The organism is Pseudomonas sp. GM78, assembly GCF_000282475.1.
In the GTDB taxonomy this organism is placed as follows: Bacteria; Pseudomonadota; Gammaproteobacteria; order Pseudomonadales; family Pseudomonadaceae; genus Aquipseudomonas.
In genome coordinates this window covers 14,767-33,051 of sequence record NZ_AKJF01000057.1, presented here as the reverse complement: position 1 = coordinate 33,051, position 18,285 = coordinate 14,767, and the positions used below count along the sequence as shown (strand labels likewise).

13 protein-coding genes are annotated in these 18,285 nt (G+C 62.1%); 4 read left to right on the top strand and 9 right to left on the bottom strand.

The window, feature by feature from the left end:
- Positions 1 to 11 precede the first annotated feature (11 nt).
- From PMI35_RS25125 to PMI35_RS25165, 9 genes are all read right to left on the bottom strand, one after another.
- Positions 12 to 1,325 carry a sensor histidine kinase gene (locus PMI35_RS25125; RefSeq protein ID WP_008056427.1) on the bottom strand — a complete coding sequence of 438 codons (1,314 nt, stop codon included), beginning with the start codon at positions 1,323 to 1,325 and terminating at the stop codon, positions 12 to 14.
- A complete protein-coding gene (locus PMI35_RS25130) occupies positions 1,322 to 1,990 on the bottom strand; it encodes a response regulator transcription factor (protein WP_008056426.1) in 669 nt (222 codons plus the stop codon). The genes PMI35_RS25125 and PMI35_RS25130 overlap by 4 nt, the downstream gene beginning before the upstream one ends.
- A gap of 3 nt (positions 1,991 to 1,993) precedes the next feature.
- On the bottom strand, positions 1,994 to 2,317 hold the full coding sequence (locus PMI35_RS25135) for a PepSY domain-containing protein (RefSeq protein WP_008056425.1): 324 nt from the start codon (positions 2,315 to 2,317) through the stop codon (positions 1,994 to 1,996).
- The gene (locus PMI35_RS25140; RefSeq protein WP_008056424.1) at positions 2,317 to 2,625 is read right to left on the bottom strand and encodes a PepSY domain-containing protein; all 309 of its coding nucleotides are present in this window, start codon (positions 2,623 to 2,625) and stop codon (positions 2,317 to 2,319) included. Before PMI35_RS25140 ends, PMI35_RS25135 begins: the two co-directional genes overlap by 1 nt.
- An 89-nt stretch (positions 2,626 to 2,714) precedes the next feature.
- Positions 2,715 to 3,881, bottom strand: a complete 1,167-nt coding sequence (locus PMI35_RS25145; RefSeq protein ID WP_008056423.1) for a zinc-binding metallopeptidase family protein — start codon at positions 3,879 to 3,881, stop codon at positions 2,715 to 2,717.
- Positions 3,882 to 4,042: 161 nt separating this feature from the next.
- Positions 4,043 to 6,400 (bottom strand): NAD-dependent DNA ligase LigA, encoded by a 2,358-nt coding sequence (gene ligA, locus PMI35_RS25150; protein WP_008056422.1) that lies wholly within the window; start codon positions 6,398 to 6,400, stop codon positions 4,043 to 4,045.
- A 77-nt stretch (positions 6,401 to 6,477) separates the two neighbouring features.
- Positions 6,478 to 7,323 carry a cell division protein ZipA gene (gene zipA / locus PMI35_RS25155; RefSeq protein WP_008056421.1) on the bottom strand — a complete coding sequence of 282 codons (846 nt, stop codon included), beginning with the start codon at positions 7,321 to 7,323 and terminating at the stop codon, positions 6,478 to 6,480.
- A gap of 255 nt (positions 7,324 to 7,578) precedes the next feature.
- A complete protein-coding gene (smc, locus tag PMI35_RS25160; RefSeq protein WP_008056420.1) occupies positions 7,579 to 11,067 on the bottom strand; it encodes a chromosome segregation protein SMC in 3,489 nt (1,162 codons plus the stop codon).
- 2 nt (positions 11,068 to 11,069) lie between these two features.
- Positions 11,070 to 11,729: a GntR family transcriptional regulator gene (locus tag PMI35_RS25165; protein WP_008056419.1), complete on the bottom strand. Its 660-nt coding sequence runs from the start codon at positions 11,727 to 11,729 to the stop codon at positions 11,070 to 11,072.
- A 266-nt stretch (positions 11,730 to 11,995) separates the two neighbouring features.
- On the opposite strand from PMI35_RS25165, the gene xdhA reads away from it, so the two are divergent.
- The 4 genes from xdhA to guaD all read left to right on the top strand — a co-directional run bounded on the left by xdhA (position 11,996) and on the right by guaD (position 18,131).
- Positions 11,996 to 13,450: a xanthine dehydrogenase small subunit gene (gene xdhA / locus PMI35_RS25170; protein WP_008056418.1), complete on the top strand. Its 1,455-nt coding sequence runs from the start codon at positions 11,996 to 11,998 to the stop codon at positions 13,448 to 13,450.
- Positions 13,443 to 15,842, top strand: coding sequence for a xanthine dehydrogenase molybdopterin binding subunit (gene xdhB, locus PMI35_RS25175; protein WP_008056417.1), 2,400 nt, complete (start codon positions 13,443 to 13,445; stop codon positions 15,840 to 15,842). The genes xdhA and xdhB overlap by 8 nt, the downstream gene beginning before the upstream one ends.
- Positions 15,843 to 15,960: 118 nt before the next feature.
- Positions 15,961 to 16,818, top strand: coding sequence for a xanthine dehydrogenase accessory protein XdhC (gene xdhC, locus PMI35_RS25180; RefSeq protein WP_008056416.1), 858 nt, complete (start codon positions 15,961 to 15,963; stop codon positions 16,816 to 16,818).
- Positions 16,819 to 16,826: 8 nt separating this feature from the next.
- Entirely contained in the window at positions 16,827 to 18,131 is a 1,305-nt protein-coding gene (gene guaD / locus PMI35_RS25185; protein ID WP_008056415.1) for a guanine deaminase, read from the top strand.
- Positions 18,132 to 18,285: the final 154 nt, after the last annotated feature.

The following is an 18,285-nucleotide window of genomic DNA, read 5'->3' as shown; positions in this document are numbered from 1 at the left end:
GTCCCGCTGTTTTAGCGTTTGGGCAAATCGATGGTCACTTTCAGGCCGCCCCACTCGCTTTCGTGCAGCAGCAACACCCCGCCCCAGGTGTCGACGATGTCGCGCACGATGCCCAGGCCCAGGCCATGCCCGTCGGTCTGCTCATCCAGGCGGGTGCCGCGGCTGAAGACTTGGTCGCGCTGGTCCTGGGGAATCCCCGGGCCGTCATCTTCCACGTTTAATTCGTAGGCTTGCGCGGTTTCGACCACGCTCAGGCGCACTTCGGCGTCCGCCCATTTACAGGCGTTGTCCAACAGGTTGCCGAGCAGTTCCAGCAGGTCTTCGCGGTCCCAGGGCAACTGCAGGCCGGTCGGCGCAACATAGCTGAGGTGCAGGTGTTCGCCGTGGATCATGTTCAGGGTGGCGAGCAATCCCGGCAGTTCGGCATCGCAATCGAACAAGGCACCTGGCAAGGCGTCGCCGGCCAGGCGGGCGCGGTTGAGTTCGCGATTGAGTCGCAGGCGGACCTGTTCCAGTTGCTCCTTGAGGACCTGGCGCAGTTGCGGGTGCGCGTCGAGTTGTTCGCTGGAGGCCAGGCTCAATAACACTGCCAACGGGGTTTTCAGGGCGTGGCCGAGGTTGCCCAAGGCATTGCGTGAACGCTTGAGGCTGTCTTCGGTGTGAGCCAGCAAGTGGTTGATCTGGGTCACCAGCGGTTCCAGTTCGATCGGCACCTGATCGTCGAGTTGCGAGCGCTGACCCTGTTGCAGTTGCGCGATCTGTTCCCGAGCCTTTTCCAGCGGACGCAAGGCGCGCCGCACGGTGAGCCGTTGCAGCAGGAGGATCAGCAGCAGGCCCGCCAGCCCCAGCCCGAGGCCGATCTGCTGCATGCGCTGGAAGCTCTCGCGCACCGGCGTGTAGTCCTGCGCCACGCTGATGGAAATCGACTGGCCCAGGCGTCGATAGTCCGAACGCAGCACCAGCAACTGTTGGCCTTCCGGGCCCAGTTGCAGGTTGCTCTCCAGGCCCGGACGCTCGAGGCGTGGCAGTTCCTGGTCCCAGAGCGAGCGGGAACGCCAGTGGCTGTCGGCAAAATCGATGCGGAAGTAGTGGCCGGAAAACGGCCGCTGATACGCCGGCGACAACAGTCGCTCGTCCAGTTGCAAGCCTTGGGGGCCGCGAACCAGCGCTATCAACAGGGTTTCGCTGTCGTTGCGCAACCCGGCTTCGAGGTAGCGCTGCAAGCCCACTTCGAACAGCCACAGGCTGGTTTGCGCCAGCACCAGGCCGACGATGACCATCACGCTGATCAGGCCCAGGCTCAAACGGCGCTGGATCGACTTCACCGGGCTTGTCCACCGAGCAGGTAACCCTGGCCGCGACGGGTTTCGATCACGTTGCGCCCGAGTTTGCGCCGCAGGTGATTGACGTGGACTTCCAGCACATTCGAGTCGCGCTCGGTTTCGCCGTCGTAGAGGTGTTCGGCCAGGTGGCTTTTGGACAGGATCTGTTCCGGGTGCAGCATGAAGTAACGCAACAGGCGAAACTCGGCGGCCGTGAGCTGGATGTCGGCGCCATCGCGGGTCACGCACTGGCGCCCTTCATCCAGTTGCAGCCCGGCCGCCTTCAGGGTCGGTTGATTGACCTGGCCGTGGGAGCGGCGCAACAGGGCCTGGATGCGCAGGTGCAGTTCTTCGGGGTGGAACGGCTTGGTCAGGTAGTCGTCGGCGCCGGCCTTGAGGCCTTCGATGCGCTCGGCCCAGGAACCGCGGGCGGTGAGGATCAGCACCGGCGTCGTGAGACCTCCGGCGCGCCACTGGGTCAATACCTCAAGCCCGGGGACCCCCGGCAGGCCGAGGTCGAGGATGATCAAGTCGTAGGGCTCGGTGCTGCCCTGGTACACGGCGTCGCGACCGTCGGCCAGCCAGTCCACGGCATACCCTTGGCGATTGAGGCCGGCCACCAGTTCGTCGGCCAGCGGCACGTGGTCTTCCACCAGGAGCAAGCGCATCGGTCAATCTTCCTTGTCTTTGAGTAAACGGCCGGTGGTGGCGTCGATGTCGAGCTCGCGGACCACGCCGTCGCGGGTCAGCAATTCGACTTCATAAATGTAGACGTCGTGCTTCTCTTCGAGCTCGGCTTCCAGCAGCTTGGCCCCCGGATAACGATCCAGGGCCTGCTGCAACAGTTGCTCGAGCGGCAGGATGACACCTTGTTGGCGCAGGCGCAGGGCCTCGTCCTGGTCGAGGTCGCGGGCCGCCACCACCGAGCAAAAAACCAGCAGCGCCAGCGCCAGGCGGGCGCTGACGCGTCGATGTGAAAAGGCATGCAGCGTCATTACGTGTCCTGATGATCCTTGAGAATCTGCCCGCTGACCGCGTCCAGCTCCAGGTCCCACTCGATGCCCTGCGGATCGCGCAGTTCAACCTGGTAGATGTACTTGCCGTACTCTTCTTCCAGTTCGGTTTCGGTGACGGTGGAACCGGGATGCTTGGCCAGCGCTGCGGCATTGAGCTTCTCGAAAGACACAATGGTACCAGCGTCGCGCAGCCTCAGGGCTTCGTCGGGGCCGAGGTCGCGCGCATGGGCGAGGCTGGCGGTCAGGCCGATGAGGGATGCGATGGTCAGGGCAGTGAAGGATTTCATGGGGTGTCTCCGTATTCTTTTATGTGTTGCCTACGGGGGCCACCTTAGCGAAACCAACTTAATTGAAACTGAATTGCCATCATGTATAACTATTGCGCCAGTACCTCATCCGCCCTGCCGCCCTCGCGCTGGATCACCAGGTGGATGAAGTGCAGCTTGGCGATCACCGCGGGCGGCAGCACGAAGGGGTAGAAATCTGGCTGGCCCATGCTGCGCGACAGCTCGTTGAGCATGCCGGCCAGTTCGATCCACGCATTGACGAATGACAGGAACGCGGTGCCGCCGGGATGTTGCGGATCGTAGAGGGTGCTGGGGGGAAAAAAGGGCTGATAGTCGAGGTCCATTTCCCGTGCGCTCATGCCAAACCCGAGCGCGGTGTCGACCGCGTCCATCATGTGCAGGTAGTGCGCCCAGGTTTCGGCCCAGTCTTCCCAGGGGTGCATGGTGGCGTAGGCGCTGACGTATTGCTGCTGCCAGTCGAGCGGCGCGCCTTGTTGATAATGCCGTTCCAGGGCCTCGGCGTAGCTGGCGCGTTCTTCGCCGAACAGGCCGCGAAAGGGTTCCAGCCAGTCGCTGTTGGCAATCAGGCGATCCCAGTAGTAATGCCCGACTTCGTGACGGAAATGCCCGAGCAAGGTGCGATAGGGTTCGTGCATTTGCACCCGTACCTGTTCGCGGTGGGCGTCGTCGGCTTCCTTGATGTCGAGGGTGATCAGGCCGTTGGCGTGGCCGGTGGTGGGTGCCTTGCCTTCGAGATCGACGCCGATGAAATCGAAGGCCAGGCCGATTTCTTCGTCGAGGGTTTTCGGGATAACTGGCAACCCGAGGCTGACCAATTGCGCGACCAATCGGCGCTTGGCGGTTTCCACCTTGCGCCAGCGTTCGTGGTTTTCGGAGATGGATAAGTCGGGGATGATGCGGTTCAGGCTACAGGCGATGCACAGCGAGTCGTGGTCATTGGCTGGCAGCAGCCAATTGCACGCGGCGGGCGAATCGAGATTGGCGCAGCGACGGAACAGGCCCGCGCCGGGATCGGCATCGAGCAGCCAGGTGTCGGGTTGTTCGCCCGGTTGCAGCGAGGACAAGCGACTTTGCTGCGGTTGATAACCCAGGGCTGCGGAACAGGCCAGGCATTGGCTGTTGCGAAAGAACAGCGACTGGCCGCAACGACAGGGCCAGATCTTGCTGTTGCGCGAGCTTTCGCCGATGAAGGGGGCAGCGATGCGCGAGGTGAGCTGTTCGAAGAAGCGGTACATGAGCGATCTCTCCCTGGGGCTTGCCAAGACTAGATCATTCCTGGGCGCAGATCGTTCCCACGCTCTGCGGGGGCAAATCAAAAGATCGCAGCCTGCGGCAGCTCCTACATTGTGTTGCGTATACCCTGTAGGAGCTGCCGAAGGCTGCGATCTTGGCGAAGTTAAACGTTAATACCGTGTTTCTTCAGGAACTCGACGAATGCCTCTTCATCCAGCACTTTCAACCCCAGCTCATTGGCCTTGGTCAGCTTCGACCCCGCCCCCGGTCCCGCGACCACGCAGTGGGTCTTGGCCGACACGGAACCGGCGACCTTGGCGCCGAGGCTTTCGAGTTTGTCCTTGGCTACGTCGCGGCTCATCAATTCCAGCGAACCGGTGAGCACCCAGGTCTGGCCGGCCAAAGGGAGGCCTTCGACGACTTTCTTCTCGCTGAGCCAGTGCATGCCGAAATCGGCCAGTTGCTTCTCGGCGGCCTCGGCCAGTTGGCGATTGGCCTCGACGGCGAAAAACTCGCGCACCGAGGTAGCCTGTTTTTCTGGCAAGGTCTGGCGCATGTCCAGCCAGTCGGCGCTGATCACCGCTTGCAGCGAGCCGAACTTGTCGGCCAGTTTCTGTGCCCCGCCCGGCCCTACCGAAGGAATGTGCAGCTTGTCGAGGAAACCGCCCAGGGTGGTGCTGGCGGCAAACTCGGCGCCCAGTTCGCCCTGGTCCTGAATCTGCAAACCGTGGTTGAGCAGCTCGGTAATCACCTGCTGGTTGTGCGCATCTTCGAAGAAGCTGTGGATTTCGTGGGCCACTTCCAGACCGACGTCCGGCAGGTAGGTCAGCACTTGCGGCAGGGCCTGCTGGACCCGTTCCAGCGAACCCAGGGAACGCGCCAGCACCTTGGCCGTTTCTTCGCCGACATCGGGAATCCCCAAGGCGTAGATGAAGCGTGCCAGCCCCGGCTTTTTGCTATCGGCGATGGCGCTGAGCAGCTTGTTGCTCGACAGCTCGGCGAAGCCTTCCAGGTCGACGATGTCTTCGAACTTCAGGGCGTACAAGTCGGCCGGCGAGCTCACCAGCCCTTCATCGACCAGCTGTTCTACGCTCTTGTCGCCCAGGCCTTCGATGTCCATGGCCCGACGGGAGACGAAGTGAATGATCGCCTGCTTGAGTTGTGCGCCGCAGGCCAGGCGACCGACACAGCGATACACCGCGCCTTCGCTGACGGTCTCGCGGCCCTTGCTGCGCTTGACCAGTTGCGTGCGCTCGACGTGGGAGCCGCACACCGGGCACTGCTGCGGAATTTGCACCGGCCGGGCGTCTTCCGGGCGACGCTCGGTGACCACTTGCACCACTTGCGGAATCACGTCGCCAGCGCGGCGTATGATCACCGTGTCGCCGATCATCAGGCCCAGGCGCGCCACTTCGTCCATGTTGTGCAGCGTCGCGTTGGCCACGGTAACCCCCGCCACCTTGACCGGCCTGAGGCGCGCCACCGGCGTCACCGCGCCGGTGCGACCGACCTGGAATTCCACGTCGAGCAACTCGGTGAGTTCTTCCATGGCCGGGAATTTATGGGCGATGGCCCAGCGCGGTTCGCGGGCACGGAAGCCCAGTTCACGCTGGGACGCGATGCTGTTGACCTTGAACACCACGCCGTCGATTTCATAGGGCAAGGCATTGCGGCGCTCGCCGATGTCGCGGTAGTAGTCCAGGCACTCGTCGATGCCGTTCGCCAACTTCAGCTCATGGCTGATCGGCATGCCCCAGGCCTTGAGCTGTTGCAGATTGCCGATGTGCGTGTCGGCGATGTCCGCAGACACCTGGCCGATGCCGTAGCAGCAGAATTCCAGCGGGCGGTTGGCGGTGATCTTCGAGTCCAGCTGGCGCAAGCTGCCCGCTGCGGCGTTGCGCGGGTTGGCGAAGGTCTTGCCGCCGACTTCCAGTTGCGTGGCGTTGAGCCGTTCGAAACCGGCCTTGGACATGAACACTTCGCCGCGCACTTCCAGGGTCGCCGGCCAGCCGGTGCCGTGCAGCTTGAGCGGGATGTTGCGCACGGTGCGCACGTTGACGCTGATGTCTTCGCCGGTGGTGCCGTCGCCACGGGTGGCCCCGCGCACCAGCATGCCGTCCTGATAGAGCAGGCTGACCGCCAGGCCATCGAGCTTGGGCTCGCAGCTGTATTCCACCGCCGCGCCCGCACCGAACAGGTCACCGGCCGGCAGGTCCAGGCCTTCGGTCACCCGACGGTCGAACTCGCGCATGTCGGTTTCTTCGAAGGCGTTGCCCAGGCTGAGCATCGGCACTTCGTGGCGCACCTGGGTGAACGCCGACAGTGCCGCGCTGCCAACCCGCTGGGTTGGCGAGTCGCTGGTGACCAGGTCGGGATGGGCCGCTTCGAGGGCCTTGAGCTCGTTGAACAACCGGTCGTACTCGGCGTCCGGGATGCTCGGCTCGTCCAGCACGTGGTAGCGATAGTTGTGCAGATCCAGCTCGGCACGTAGCTCTAGAATGCGGTCTTGGGCGGCAGTCATGGGTGGTCTCTCATAAAGCAAAAGAGCAGCCGAGGCTGCTCAATTTGTTGATGCTGTACACATCATTGTTGCAAATATCAGCGCTTCTGGGTCAGTGCGCGACGTTCGAATTCAACGATGCGCTGACGGTAGTGCTCGATCGTCTGGGCGGTCAGTACGCTGCGCTGGTCGTCCTTCAGTTCACCGTTCAACTCTTGCGACAATTTACGCGCCGCAGCCACCATCACATCGAAGGCCTGCTTGGGATGACGCGGGCCTGGCAGGCCGAGGAAGAAGCTCACGGCCGGGGTGCTGAAGTGGTCGATGTCGTCCAGGTCGAAGACGCCAGGCTTGACCGCGTTGGCCATGGAGAACAGCACTTCGCCATTGCCCGCCATGCTTTCGTGGCGGTGGAAGATGTCCATTTCGCCAAAACGCAGGCCGCTCTCGAGAATGTTCTGCAGCAGCGCCGGGCCTTTGAAGCCGGCTGGGTCGCGGCAGATCACGCTGATCACCAGCACTTCTTCGGCTTGCGGCTGTTCCTTGTCGCTGACAGCAGGCGCTGCCTTGGTGTCATCGGGGAAATCGTCGTCACGGCTGCTGAAGCTCGGGCCGCCGTCCAGGTCGAGGCTCAGGTTCATGTCGCCCTGGGAAGGCTCGCCATGGCCACGCTTGCCACGCTTGGAGCCCGATTCGCGGGCCGGCATGCTCACCGACGGCAGGTCCTGCTCGTCCAGTTGCGGTTCCTTGTGCGTATCCAGGACGCGAGACGGGCCCAACAGCTCGGGGCTGGTGTCCTCGTCGGGCAGGTTGGACAGGCTCCGGTCGAGACGGAATTTCAGTTTTCCCTTGCCGCCGCGCATACGGCGCCAGCCATCGAAAAGAATACCGGCAATGACAATAATGCCGATGACGATCAGCCACTCGCGCAGACCGATTTCCATGTAATCCCGTGCCTCTATAAAAAATGCTGAAAAATAAGGGGCTTACATTCTGTAAACCGCTTTAAAACGTGGCGCCAACTCTATGTTCTGACAGGCGTTTTACCCACGTATACGAAAAATTGACATTAAACTAGCACGACCAAAGGCAACTTTACACCGTCTGGCACGTTGGTCCCTCGAATATGTCGATTGGCCAGCAAGTCGGCATGGCTAATTGCGTCCCACTCCTAAGAAGTCCCCCCTGAAACCCCAGTTTCAGGCGTCCACCATCGCCATGGCCTCCTCGACATCCACCGCCACCAGACGCGAGCATCCCGGTTCGTGCATCGTCACCCCCATCAATTGCTCGGCCATTTCCATGGCGATCTTGTTGTGGGTGATATAGATGAACTGCACCGTCTGCGACATCTCCTTGACCAGTCGTGCATAGCGTCCAACGTTGGCGTCATCCAATGGCGCGTCCACTTCATCGAGCATGCAGAACGGCGCCGGGTTCAACTTGAAGATCGCAAAAACCAGGGCCAATGCGGTCAGGGCTTTTTCGCCACCGGAGAGCAAATGGATGGTGCTGTTCTTCTTTCCGGGCGGCTGCGCCATGATCGTCACCCCTGTATCGAGTAGATCTTCGCCCGTCAGTTCCAAATACGCGCGTCCTCCACCGAAAACTTTTGGGAAAAGGGCCTGTAAACCGCCATTGATCTGATCAAAGGTATCTTTGAAACGGTTTCGGGTTTCCTTGTCGATCTTGCGGATCACGTTCTCGAGCGTGTCGAGCGCTTCGACCAGGTCGTCGTTCTGGGCGTCCAGATAACGTTTACGCTCCGATTGTTGCTGGTATTCATCGATGGCCGCGAGGTTGATCGCGCCCAGGCGCTGGATCCGCGCGCCAATGCGCTCGAGTTCTTCCTCGGCGGCTTTCTCGCTGGCCTCGGCGGTCAGCGTGGCCAGCACGCCGTGCAGGTCGTAGCCGTCTTCGAGCAACTGGTCCTGCAAAGCCTTGCGGCGCACGGTCAGGGCTTGCCATTCCATGCGCTGGTTTTCGAGCTGGCCGCGAATCAGCTGGGACTGCTGTTCGGCCTGGTTGCGGCGCTTTTCGGCATCACGCAATTCGCGGTCGGCGTCTTCCAGGGCGATCTGCGCGGTCTTGAGTTCTTCGTCGACGGTCATGCGCTTGTCGAGCAGTTCTTCGAGCTTGAGGCGCAACTCTTCCAGCGGCGCCTCGCCCTCCTCCAGATTGAGGCTCAGTTGCTCGCGTTTTTCCGTCAGGCGTTCGGCCTGCATTTCCAGGCGCTCAAGGGCCTGGCGCGTCGAATCATGCTGGGCCCGCAGCGAGCCCAGGCGCACGGCCAGTTGATGGGCGTGATCCTTGTGCTGACGGGCTTCCTGACGCACCCGGTCAAGTCGTTCGCGCAAGCTGTCGCGCTGGGCCAGCAGCAGCTCGCGCTGTTCGGTGTCCAGCGCCATGCTGTCGAGCGCTTCCTGCAATTGCAGGCGGGCTTCGCCGATGTGTTCATGTTCCAGGGCCCGCTGTTCGGCCAACTCCTGGAGTTCTTCATCAAGGCGCGTGCGGCGCAAGGTCAACTGCTCGGCCTTGGCTTTGCCGGCCGACAATTGAGCTTTCAACTCACCTTGCTGGCGGGCTTCGTCTTGCAGCAGACGGCGCAAATGTTCACGACCGTTTTCCTGCTGGCGCTGTTGCGCCCGCAGGTTTTGCAATTCGGTTTCCAGGGCTTCGACGGCCGCTTCACGCTCTTCGCGTTCAAGACCCAGTTGCTGGATTTCCTGACCACGGGCGAGCATCCCGCTTTCCGCTTCGCTGGCGCGGCGCACACGCAAAAAGTGCCGACCGACCCAATATCCGTCGCGGCTGATCAGGCTCTGGCCCGCGGCCAATTGGCCACGCAACGCCAGCGCCTGTTCGAGGCTTTCGACGGGTTTGACCTGCCCCAGCCATGGCGACAGATCGATCTGCGCCTCGACTTTATCGAGTAGGCTGCCGGGCACTCGCGCGCCGTCGGTGGCGGGGCTGAGCAGGCGCAAATCGCCTTGGGTAAACCCGGACAAATCGAAATCGCCGAAGTCATCCACCAGCACCGCTTGCAGGTCGGCACCGAGCACGGTTTCCACCGCCGACTCCCAACCGGCTTCGACTTTCAGGCCTTCGGCCAGGCGCGGGCGGTCCGCCAGCTGCTGCTCGCGCAACCATTGCGCGGTGCCGGTGCCCGGGTCGAGCGCCGCTTGCTGCAAGGCTTCGAGCGAAGCCAGGCGACCGTTGAGGCGCTGCAGATCGCCCTGGGCCTGTTGTTGCGCCGACAGTGCGTGCTGCAATTGCTGGCGCAGTTGCTCGAGCTTTTCAACCTGAGCTTCTTCACTGGTCTGCAAATCCTCGAGGGTCGCCTCGGATTCAGCGAGCTGTTCGTTGAGCGCCATGATCGCCGCATCTTCCGGGTCCGCCGACAACAAGGCGCGCTCTTCACCCAGGCGCCGGTGCCGATCGGCCAGGCGCTCCAAGCTGGTTTCCAGCTGCTGGATCCGCGATTGCTGGACTTCCGACTGACGCCGTGGCTCGGCAGCGCTGAGGTTGAACGTGTCCCACTGCTCCTGCCAGCCGTGCATGGTGGTTTCCGATTCTTCCAGCGCGGCGGCGGCCTCTTCGGCGGCTGCGCTGGTGACTTCCTGCTCCGGCGTGAGCATGTCCAGCTCTTCGCCGAGGGTCAGCAGCAGCGTGCGGTCGTGGCCCAGGTGCGACTCGGTCTCCAGGCGCGCGCGCTCGGCTTCTTTCAGATCGTCCTGCAACTGGCGCAAGCGCTGCTGGCCGTGCTGGATGCTCTGCTCGACCCGGGCGATGTCGCCGCCGACCGAATAGAAGCGCCCCTGCACCAGATTGAAGCGCTCGGAGAGGTCGTGATGGCCGTCGCGCAAGCGTTCGATGCTGGCGTCGGCGTTGCGCTGTTCGGCCACCAGGGCTTCGAAACTGACTTCCTGGGTGCCGATGATCGCTTCGCGCTGGCCCACCTGGTCGTTCAGGTCCTGCCAGCGCAGGGCCGACAGTTGCGCCTTGAGCTGGCGCTCCTCGGCTTTGAATTCCTGGTACTTCTTGGCCGCTTCGGCCTGGCGGTGCAGGCGTTCGAGCTGACGTTCGAGCTCTTCGCGCAGGTCGGTCAGGCGCTCCAGGTTTTCGTGGGTGCGGCGGATGCGATTTTCGGTTTCGCGCCGGCGCTCCTTGTACTTGGAGATGCCCGCGGCTTCTTCGATGAAGTTGCGCAGGTCTTCGGGCTTGGACTCGATCAGCTTGGAGATCATCCCCTGCTCGATGATCGAGTAGCTGCGCGGGCCCAGGCCGGTGCCGAGGAAGATATCGGTGATGTCGCGGCGACGGCATTTGGTGCCGTTGAGGTAATAAGTGGTCTGGCTGTCGCGGGTCACTTTGCGGCGAATGGAGATTTCCGCGTAAGCGGCGTATTCGCCAAGCAAAGTGCCATCGGAGTTATCGAACACCAACTCGATGCTCGCCTGGCTCACCGGCTTGCGACTGGTGGAGCCATTGAAGATGACGTCGGTCATCGACTCGCCGCGCAGGTTCTTCGCCGAACTCTCGCCCATCACCCAGCGTACGGCGTCGATGATGTTCGACTTGCCGCAGCCATTGGGCCCGACCACCGCCGCCATGTTGCTGGGGAAGTTCACCGTGGTCGGGTCGACGAAGGACTTGAACCCCGCCAGCTTGATGCACTTTAGCCGCACGCTTATGCGTCCGTCAGGGCAGAGATCACCAGATCGCAACTGCGCTGGCCATAAGCGGTCAGCACTTCGCGGATCAGTGGGAAATCACGGGCGATCACGGCAGCAAGCAGGCGTTCGAACAGCTCCAGGTACTCGCTCATCGAGGCCTTGCGTTGCTCCAGGGCGAGAAAATACGCACGGCTCATGGCCGGCTGCAGGTTCTCGACGGTTTCCTGCAGGTAAGGATTGTTGGCGAACGGATACGTAGCGCGCATCACGTTGAAACTGTCGTCGACGAAGGCATGGATGTCCTGGCGCTCGTAGCTGGCGGTCAGGCGCTGCTGGATCTGCACGAACGGCGCCAGGTCGGCCTGGACTTTCCAGCCAGTGGCCACGGCATTGGCGAGCAGGATGTACATCTCGCTCATCAGCGTGCACAGGCTCTTGACCTTGTGCGCGGTGAGTTCGGTGACGTGGGCGCCACGGCGCGGCAGGATGGCGATCAGGTGCCGGCGCTCGAGAATCAGCAACGCCTCGCGAACCGAGCCGCGGCTGACGTCAAGTGCCTGCGTGACCTTCTGTTCCTGGATGCGCTCCCCGGGCTTCATTTCGCCGCGAATGATGCGTTCGGCGAGGTGATGCGCGATTTGCTCGGCGAGGCTGTCCGGCGCCTTGAACGTCATGGTTGTCCTTCAAACTCTTCGATTTGCACAAGCGGCGCAGTGTAGCGCAATTGATACGTCATGGCGCAGGGCCCACCGGGTGGTTTTTGGCACGATTCAAGCAAAAAGCAGGCTGTTGATCGAGGGTCAATAATGAAGAAATGGAGCGTTAGTCGACAAAATGCATTTTCCTGACCTTTAAGTCAGAAAATCATTGACCGAAAAGTCAGACCTGCTAAATTCGGTTCATATCGGTTAACAACAATAATGAGTCTGCGAGGCCTTCCGTGATCCAGTTTTTACTAAACCAGGAACTCCGTAGCGAGCACGCCCTGGACCCGAACCTGACCGTGCTCAATTATCTGCGCGACCATATAGGCAAACCCGGTACCAAAGAAGGCTGCGCCAGCGGTGACTGCGGCGCGTGCACCGTGGTCGTCGGCGAGTTGCAGACCGATGACGAAGGCCGCGAACACATTCGCTATCGCAGCCTCAACTCGTGCCTGACCTTCGTGTCGTCCTTGCACGGCAAGCAGCTGATCAGCGTTGAAGACCTCAAGCACAAGGGCGAGCTGCACAGCGTGCAGAAGGCCATGGTCGAGTGCCACGGCTCGCAATGCGGGTTCTGCACCCCTGGATTCGTGATGTCGTTGTTTGCCCTGCAAAAGAACAGCGACGCACCGGATCAGCACAAGGCTCACGAAGCCCTGGCCGGCAACCTCTGCCGCTGCACCGGCTATCGGCCGATCCTCGAAGCCGCCGAGCAGTCCTGCTGCGCTAAAAAGCCCGACCAGTTCGACGCCAACGAAGCCCAGACCATTGCCCGGCTCAAGGCCATCGCGCCGACCGCTATCGGCGAACTCAACAGCGGCGACAAGCGCTGCCTGGTGCCCCTGACCGTGGCCGACCTGGCCGACCTCTACGACGCTTATCCACAGGCCCGCCTGCTGGCCGGCGGTACCGACCTGGCGCTGGAAGTGACGCAGTTCCACCGCACCCTGCCGGTGATGATCTACGTCGGCAACGTCGCCGAAATGAAGCGTATCGACCGTTTCGACGACCGCCTGGAAATCGGTGCCGCCACCGCCCTCTCCGACTGCTACGAGGCCCTGAAGGCCGAGTACCCGGACTTCGGCGAACTGCTGCAGCGCTTCGCCTCCTTGCAGATTCGCAACCAGGGCACCCTGGGCGGCAATATCGGCAACGCCTCGCCCATCGGTGACTCGCCTCCCCTGCTGATTGCCCTGGGCGCGCAGATTGTCCTGTGCAAGGGCGAAACCCGGCGCACCCTGGCCCTGGAAGATTACTTCATCGATTATCGCGTCACGGCGCGCCAGGAAAGCGAGTTCATCGAGAAGATCATCGTGCCGCGTGCCAGCGTCGAACAGCTGTTCCGCGCCTACAAGGTGTCCAAGCGCCTGGACGATGACATTTCTGCCGTGTGCGCGGCGTTCAACCTGCGCCTGGAAAACGGTGTGATCGCCGATGCCCGCGTGGCCTTCGGTGGCATGGCGGCCATTCCAAAACGCGCCAACAGTTGTGAAACCGCGTTGATCGGTTCGCCCTTCAACAGCGCCACCGTTGAACGCGCCTGCGCTGCGCTGGCCGAAGACTTCACACCGCTGTCGGACTTCCGCGCCAGCAAGGAATACCGCCTGCTCAGCGCGCAGAACCTGCTGCGCAAATACTTCATCGAACTGCAAACGCCGCACATCGAGACTCGGGTGACCGCTTATGTCTAACCATCACGCCGTAGAGAAGACCCAGGCCGAACTGGCTGAGCTGTTCGCCAAGGACCTGACCACCGGTGTCGGCCGCAGCGTCAAGCACGACAGCGCCGCCAAGCATGTGTCCGGTGAAGCGCAGTACATCGACGATCGCCTAGAGTTTCCGAACCAGCTGCACGTGTACGCCCGCATGTCGGACCGTGCCCACGCCCGGATCATCAGCATCGACACCTCGCCCTGCTATGCCTTTGAAGGCGTGCGCATCGCCATTACCCACGAAGACGTGCCGGGCCTGAAGGACATTGGTCCGTTGCTGCCGGGCGATCCGCTGCTGGCGATCGACACCGTGCAGTTCGTCGGTCAACCGGTGGTGGCCGTTGCCGCCAAGGACCTGGAAACCGCACGCAAGGCGGCAATGGCCGCGATCATCGAATACGAAGACCTGGAGCCGGTGCTGGACGTGGTCGAAGCCTTGCGCAAGCGCCACTTCGTGCTCGACAGCCACACGCACCAACGCGGCGATTCGGTCACGGCGCTGGCCACCGCCGAGCATCGCATTCAAGGCACCCTGCACATCGGCGGCCAGGAACACTTCTACCTGGAAACCCAGATTTCCTCGGTGATGCCCACCGAAGACGGCGGCATGATCGTCTACTGCTCGACCCAGAACCCCACCGAAGTGCAGAAGCTGGTGGCCGAAGTGCTGGACGTGTCGATGAACAAGATCGTCGTCGACATGCGCCGCATGGGTGGCGGTTTTGGCGGCAAGGAAACCCAGGCGGCGAGCCCGGCGTGCCTGTGCGCAGTGATCGCGCACCTCACCGGCCAACCGACCAAGATGCGCCTGCCGCGTGTCGAAGACATGCTGATGACCGGCAAGCGTCACCCGTTTTATGTCGAATACGACGTGGGCTTCGACAGCACCGGGCGCCTGCACGGCATCAACCTGGAACTGGCCGGCAACTGTGGCTGTTCGCCTGACCTGTCGGCGTCGATCGTCGACCGCGCGATGTTCCACTCCGACAACTCGTATTACCTGGGCGACGCGACCGTCAACGGCCATCGCTGCAAGACCAACACCGCGTCGAACACCGCCTACCGTGGCTTCGGTGGCCCGCAAGGCATGGTCGCCATCGAGGAAGTGATGGACGCCATCGCCCGGCATCTGGCCCTCGACCCGCTGGCGGTGCGCAAGGCCAACTACTACGGCAAGACCGAGCGCAACGTCACCCATTACTACCAGACCGTCGAGCACAACATGCTCGAGGAAATGACCGCCGAACTGGAAGAAAGCTGCCAGTACGCCGAGCGCCGCGAAGCGATCCGTCGCTACAACGCCAACAGCCCGATCCTGAAAAAGGGCCTGGCGCTGACCCCGGTGAAATTCGGCATCTCCTTCACCGCCAGCTTCCTCAACCAGGCCGGCGCCCTGGTGCACGTCTACACCGACGGCAGCATCCACCTGAACCATGGCGGCACCGAGATGGGCCAGGGCCTGAACACCAAGGTCGCGCAGGTCGTGGCCGAAGTGTTCCAAGTGGAAATGGACCGAGTGCAGATCACCGCGACCAACACCGACAAGGTGCCGAACACCTCGCCGACCGCAGCGTCCAGCGGTGCGGACTTGAACGGTAAAGCGGCTCAGAACGCTGCTGAAACCATCAAGAAACGCCTGGTCGAATTCGCCGCAAGGCAATACAAGGTCAGCGAAGAAGACGTGGAGTTCCACAACGGTCACGTGCGGGTTCGCGATCACATCCTGACCTTCGAAGCATTGATCCAGCAGGCCTACTTCGCCCAGGTATCGCTGTCGAGCACCGGGTTCTACAAGACCCCGAAAATCTACTACGACCGCAGCCAGGCCCGGGGACGCCCGTTCTACTACTTCGCCTTCGGTGCCGCCTGCTGCGAGGTGATCATCGACACCCTGACCGGCGAGTACAAAATGCTGCGCACCGACATCCTCCACGACGTCGGCGCCTCGCTGAACCCGGCCATCGACATCGGCCAGGTCGAGGGTGGTTTCATCCAGGGCATGGGCTGGCTGACCATGGAAGAACTGGTGTGGAACAACAAGGGCAAGCTGATGACCAACGGCCCGGCCAGCTACAAGATCCCGGCCGTGGCGGACATGCCGCTGGACCTGCGGGTGAAGCTGGTGGAAAACCGCAAGAACCCGGAAGACACGGTGTTCCATTCCAAGGCCGTGGGCGAGCCGCCGTTCATGCTCGGCATCGCCGCCTGGTGCGCGATCAAGGACGCCGTGGCCAGCCTGGGCGACTACAAGCATCAACCGAAAATCGACGCACCGGCGACCCCGGAGCGGGTGTTGTGGGGCTGTGAGCAGATGCGCCAGTTGAAGGTGGCGAAGGCTGTCGAGGCCGAAACCGAGTTGGCTTCGCTCTAAGACCGAGGCGCGCCTATCGCGAGCAGGCTCACTCCTACAGGGGAATGCATTCCAAATGTAGGAGTGAGCCCTGCTCGCGATGGGGCCCGGATAGACAACAGAGATGTTGAGGTGAGACATGTACAACTGGATCGACGCCCTCGCCGACCTGCAGAACCAAGGTGAACCCTGCGTGCTGGTGACCATCATCGAAGAGCTCGGCTCGACGCCGCGCAATGCCGGCTCGAAGATGGTCATCAGCGCCCACCAGACCTTCGACACCATCGGTGGCGGGCATCTGGAATACAAAGCCATGCAGATCGCCCGCGAGATGCTCGCCAGCGGCAAGCAGGACACCCATCTTGAGCGCTTCAGTCTCGGCGCCAGCCTGGGCCAGTGCTGCGGTGGTGCGACCGTGCTGCTGTTCGAACCGATGGGCCAGGTCCAGGCGCAGATCGCCGTGTTCGGCGCCGGCCACGTCGGCCGCGCGATGGTGCCGCTGTTGGCCAGCCTGCCATGCCGGGTGCGCTGGATCGACTCGCGGGAAGACGAATTCCCCGAACAGATCCCCCACGGCGTGCGCAAGATCGTCAGCGAAGAACCGGTGGATGAAATCGACGACCTGCCCGCCGGCAGCTACTGCATCGTCATGACCCACAACCATCAGCTCGACCTCGAGCTCACCGCGGCGATTCTCAAGCGCAACGACTTCGCCTATTTCGGCCTGATCGGTTCGAAGACCAAGCGCGTGAAGTTCGAACACCGCCTGCGCGACCGCGGCTTCGACAGCGGCGTCGTGCAACGCATGCGCTGCCCGATGGGCATCGGCGAAGTCAAAGGCAAGTTGCCTGTGGAAATCGCCATCTCCATCGCCGGCGAGATCATCGCCACCTATAACGCCAATTTCGGCCAGCAAACGTCCCGCGCCGAACCGATTGCCAAACTGCTGCCCGCTTCACGCCGCAGTCAGGCCGCAAACCTGAAAGCCTCAAATTGAGAACTGACATGCCTCTGACTCGCAAAGCTTACCGCGCCGCCATCCTGCACAGCATTGCCGACCCCGCAGAAGTGGGTATCGAAGCCTCCTACGAGTATTTCGAAGACGGCCTGCTGGTGGTCGAAAACGGCAAAATCAGCGCCCTCGGCCACGCCAGTGAACTGCTGCCAACCCTGCCGGCCGATATCGAGATCACCCATTACCAGGATGCGCTGATCACCCCCGGCTTCATCGACACCCACATCCACCTGCCGCAAACCGGCATGGTCGGCGCCTACGGCGAGCAACTGCTGGACTGGCTCAATACCTACACCTTCCCCTGTGAAAGCCAGTTCGCCGACAAGGGCCACGCTGACCAGGTGGCGGACATCTTTATCAAGGAACTGCTGCGCAACGGCACCACCACCGCGCTGGTGTTCGGCAGCGTGCACCCGCAATCGGTGAACTCGTTCTTCGAGGCCGCCGAGCAGCTGGACCTGCGCATGATCGCCGGCAAGGTGATGATGGACCGCAACGCCCCGGACTACCTGACCGACACCGCCGAATCCAGCTACCTCGAAAGCAAGGCGTTGATCGAGCGCTGGCACGGCAAGGGTCGCCTGCACTATGCCGTCACCCCGCGTTTTGCACCGACCAGCACCCCGGAACAGCTGACCCTGGCCGGCCAATTGCTGACCGAATACCCGGATCTGTACATGCAGACCCACATCAGCGAAAACCTCAAGGAAATCGAGTGGGTCAAGGAACTGTTCCCGGAGCGCAAAGGTTACCTGGACGTCTACGACCACTACCAGTTGCTCGGCGAGCGCTCGGTGTTCGCCCACGGTGTGCACCTGTGCGATGACGAATGCGCGCGACTGGCAGAAACCGGTTCGGCCATCTCGTTCTGCCCGACGTCGAACTTCTTCCTTGGCAGCGGCCTGTTCAACCTGCCGATGGCCGAGAAGCACAAACTCAATGTCGGCATCGGCACCGATGTCGGCGGCGGCACCAGTTTCTCGCTGCTGCAAACGCTGAACGAAGCGTACAAGGTCATGCAGCTGCAAGGTGCGCGCCTGAGCCCCTTCAAGTCGCTGTACCTGGCCACCCTCGGCGGCGCCCGTGCGCTGCGCCTTGAAGACAAGATCGGCAACCTGCAGCCGGGCACCGACGCCGACTTCCTGGTGCTGGACTACAACGCCACGCCGTTGCTCGGCTATCGCCTGCAGCAGGCCAATAACATTGCCGAGACGTTGTTTGTACTGATGACGCTGGGGGATGACCGGACAGTGTTGCAGACCTATGCGGCGGGGAATCTGGTGCATCAGCGGTAATTTTTTTCAGGCATAAAAAATCCCCCGTCGCTGTACAGCCCGGGGGATTTTTATTGCCTGTCAGTCCGCCATCGCTGGCAAGCCAGCTCCCACAGGGTCCGAGGTGAATTGCAAATTTTGTAAACACCAAGGATCACTGTGGGAGCTGGCTTGC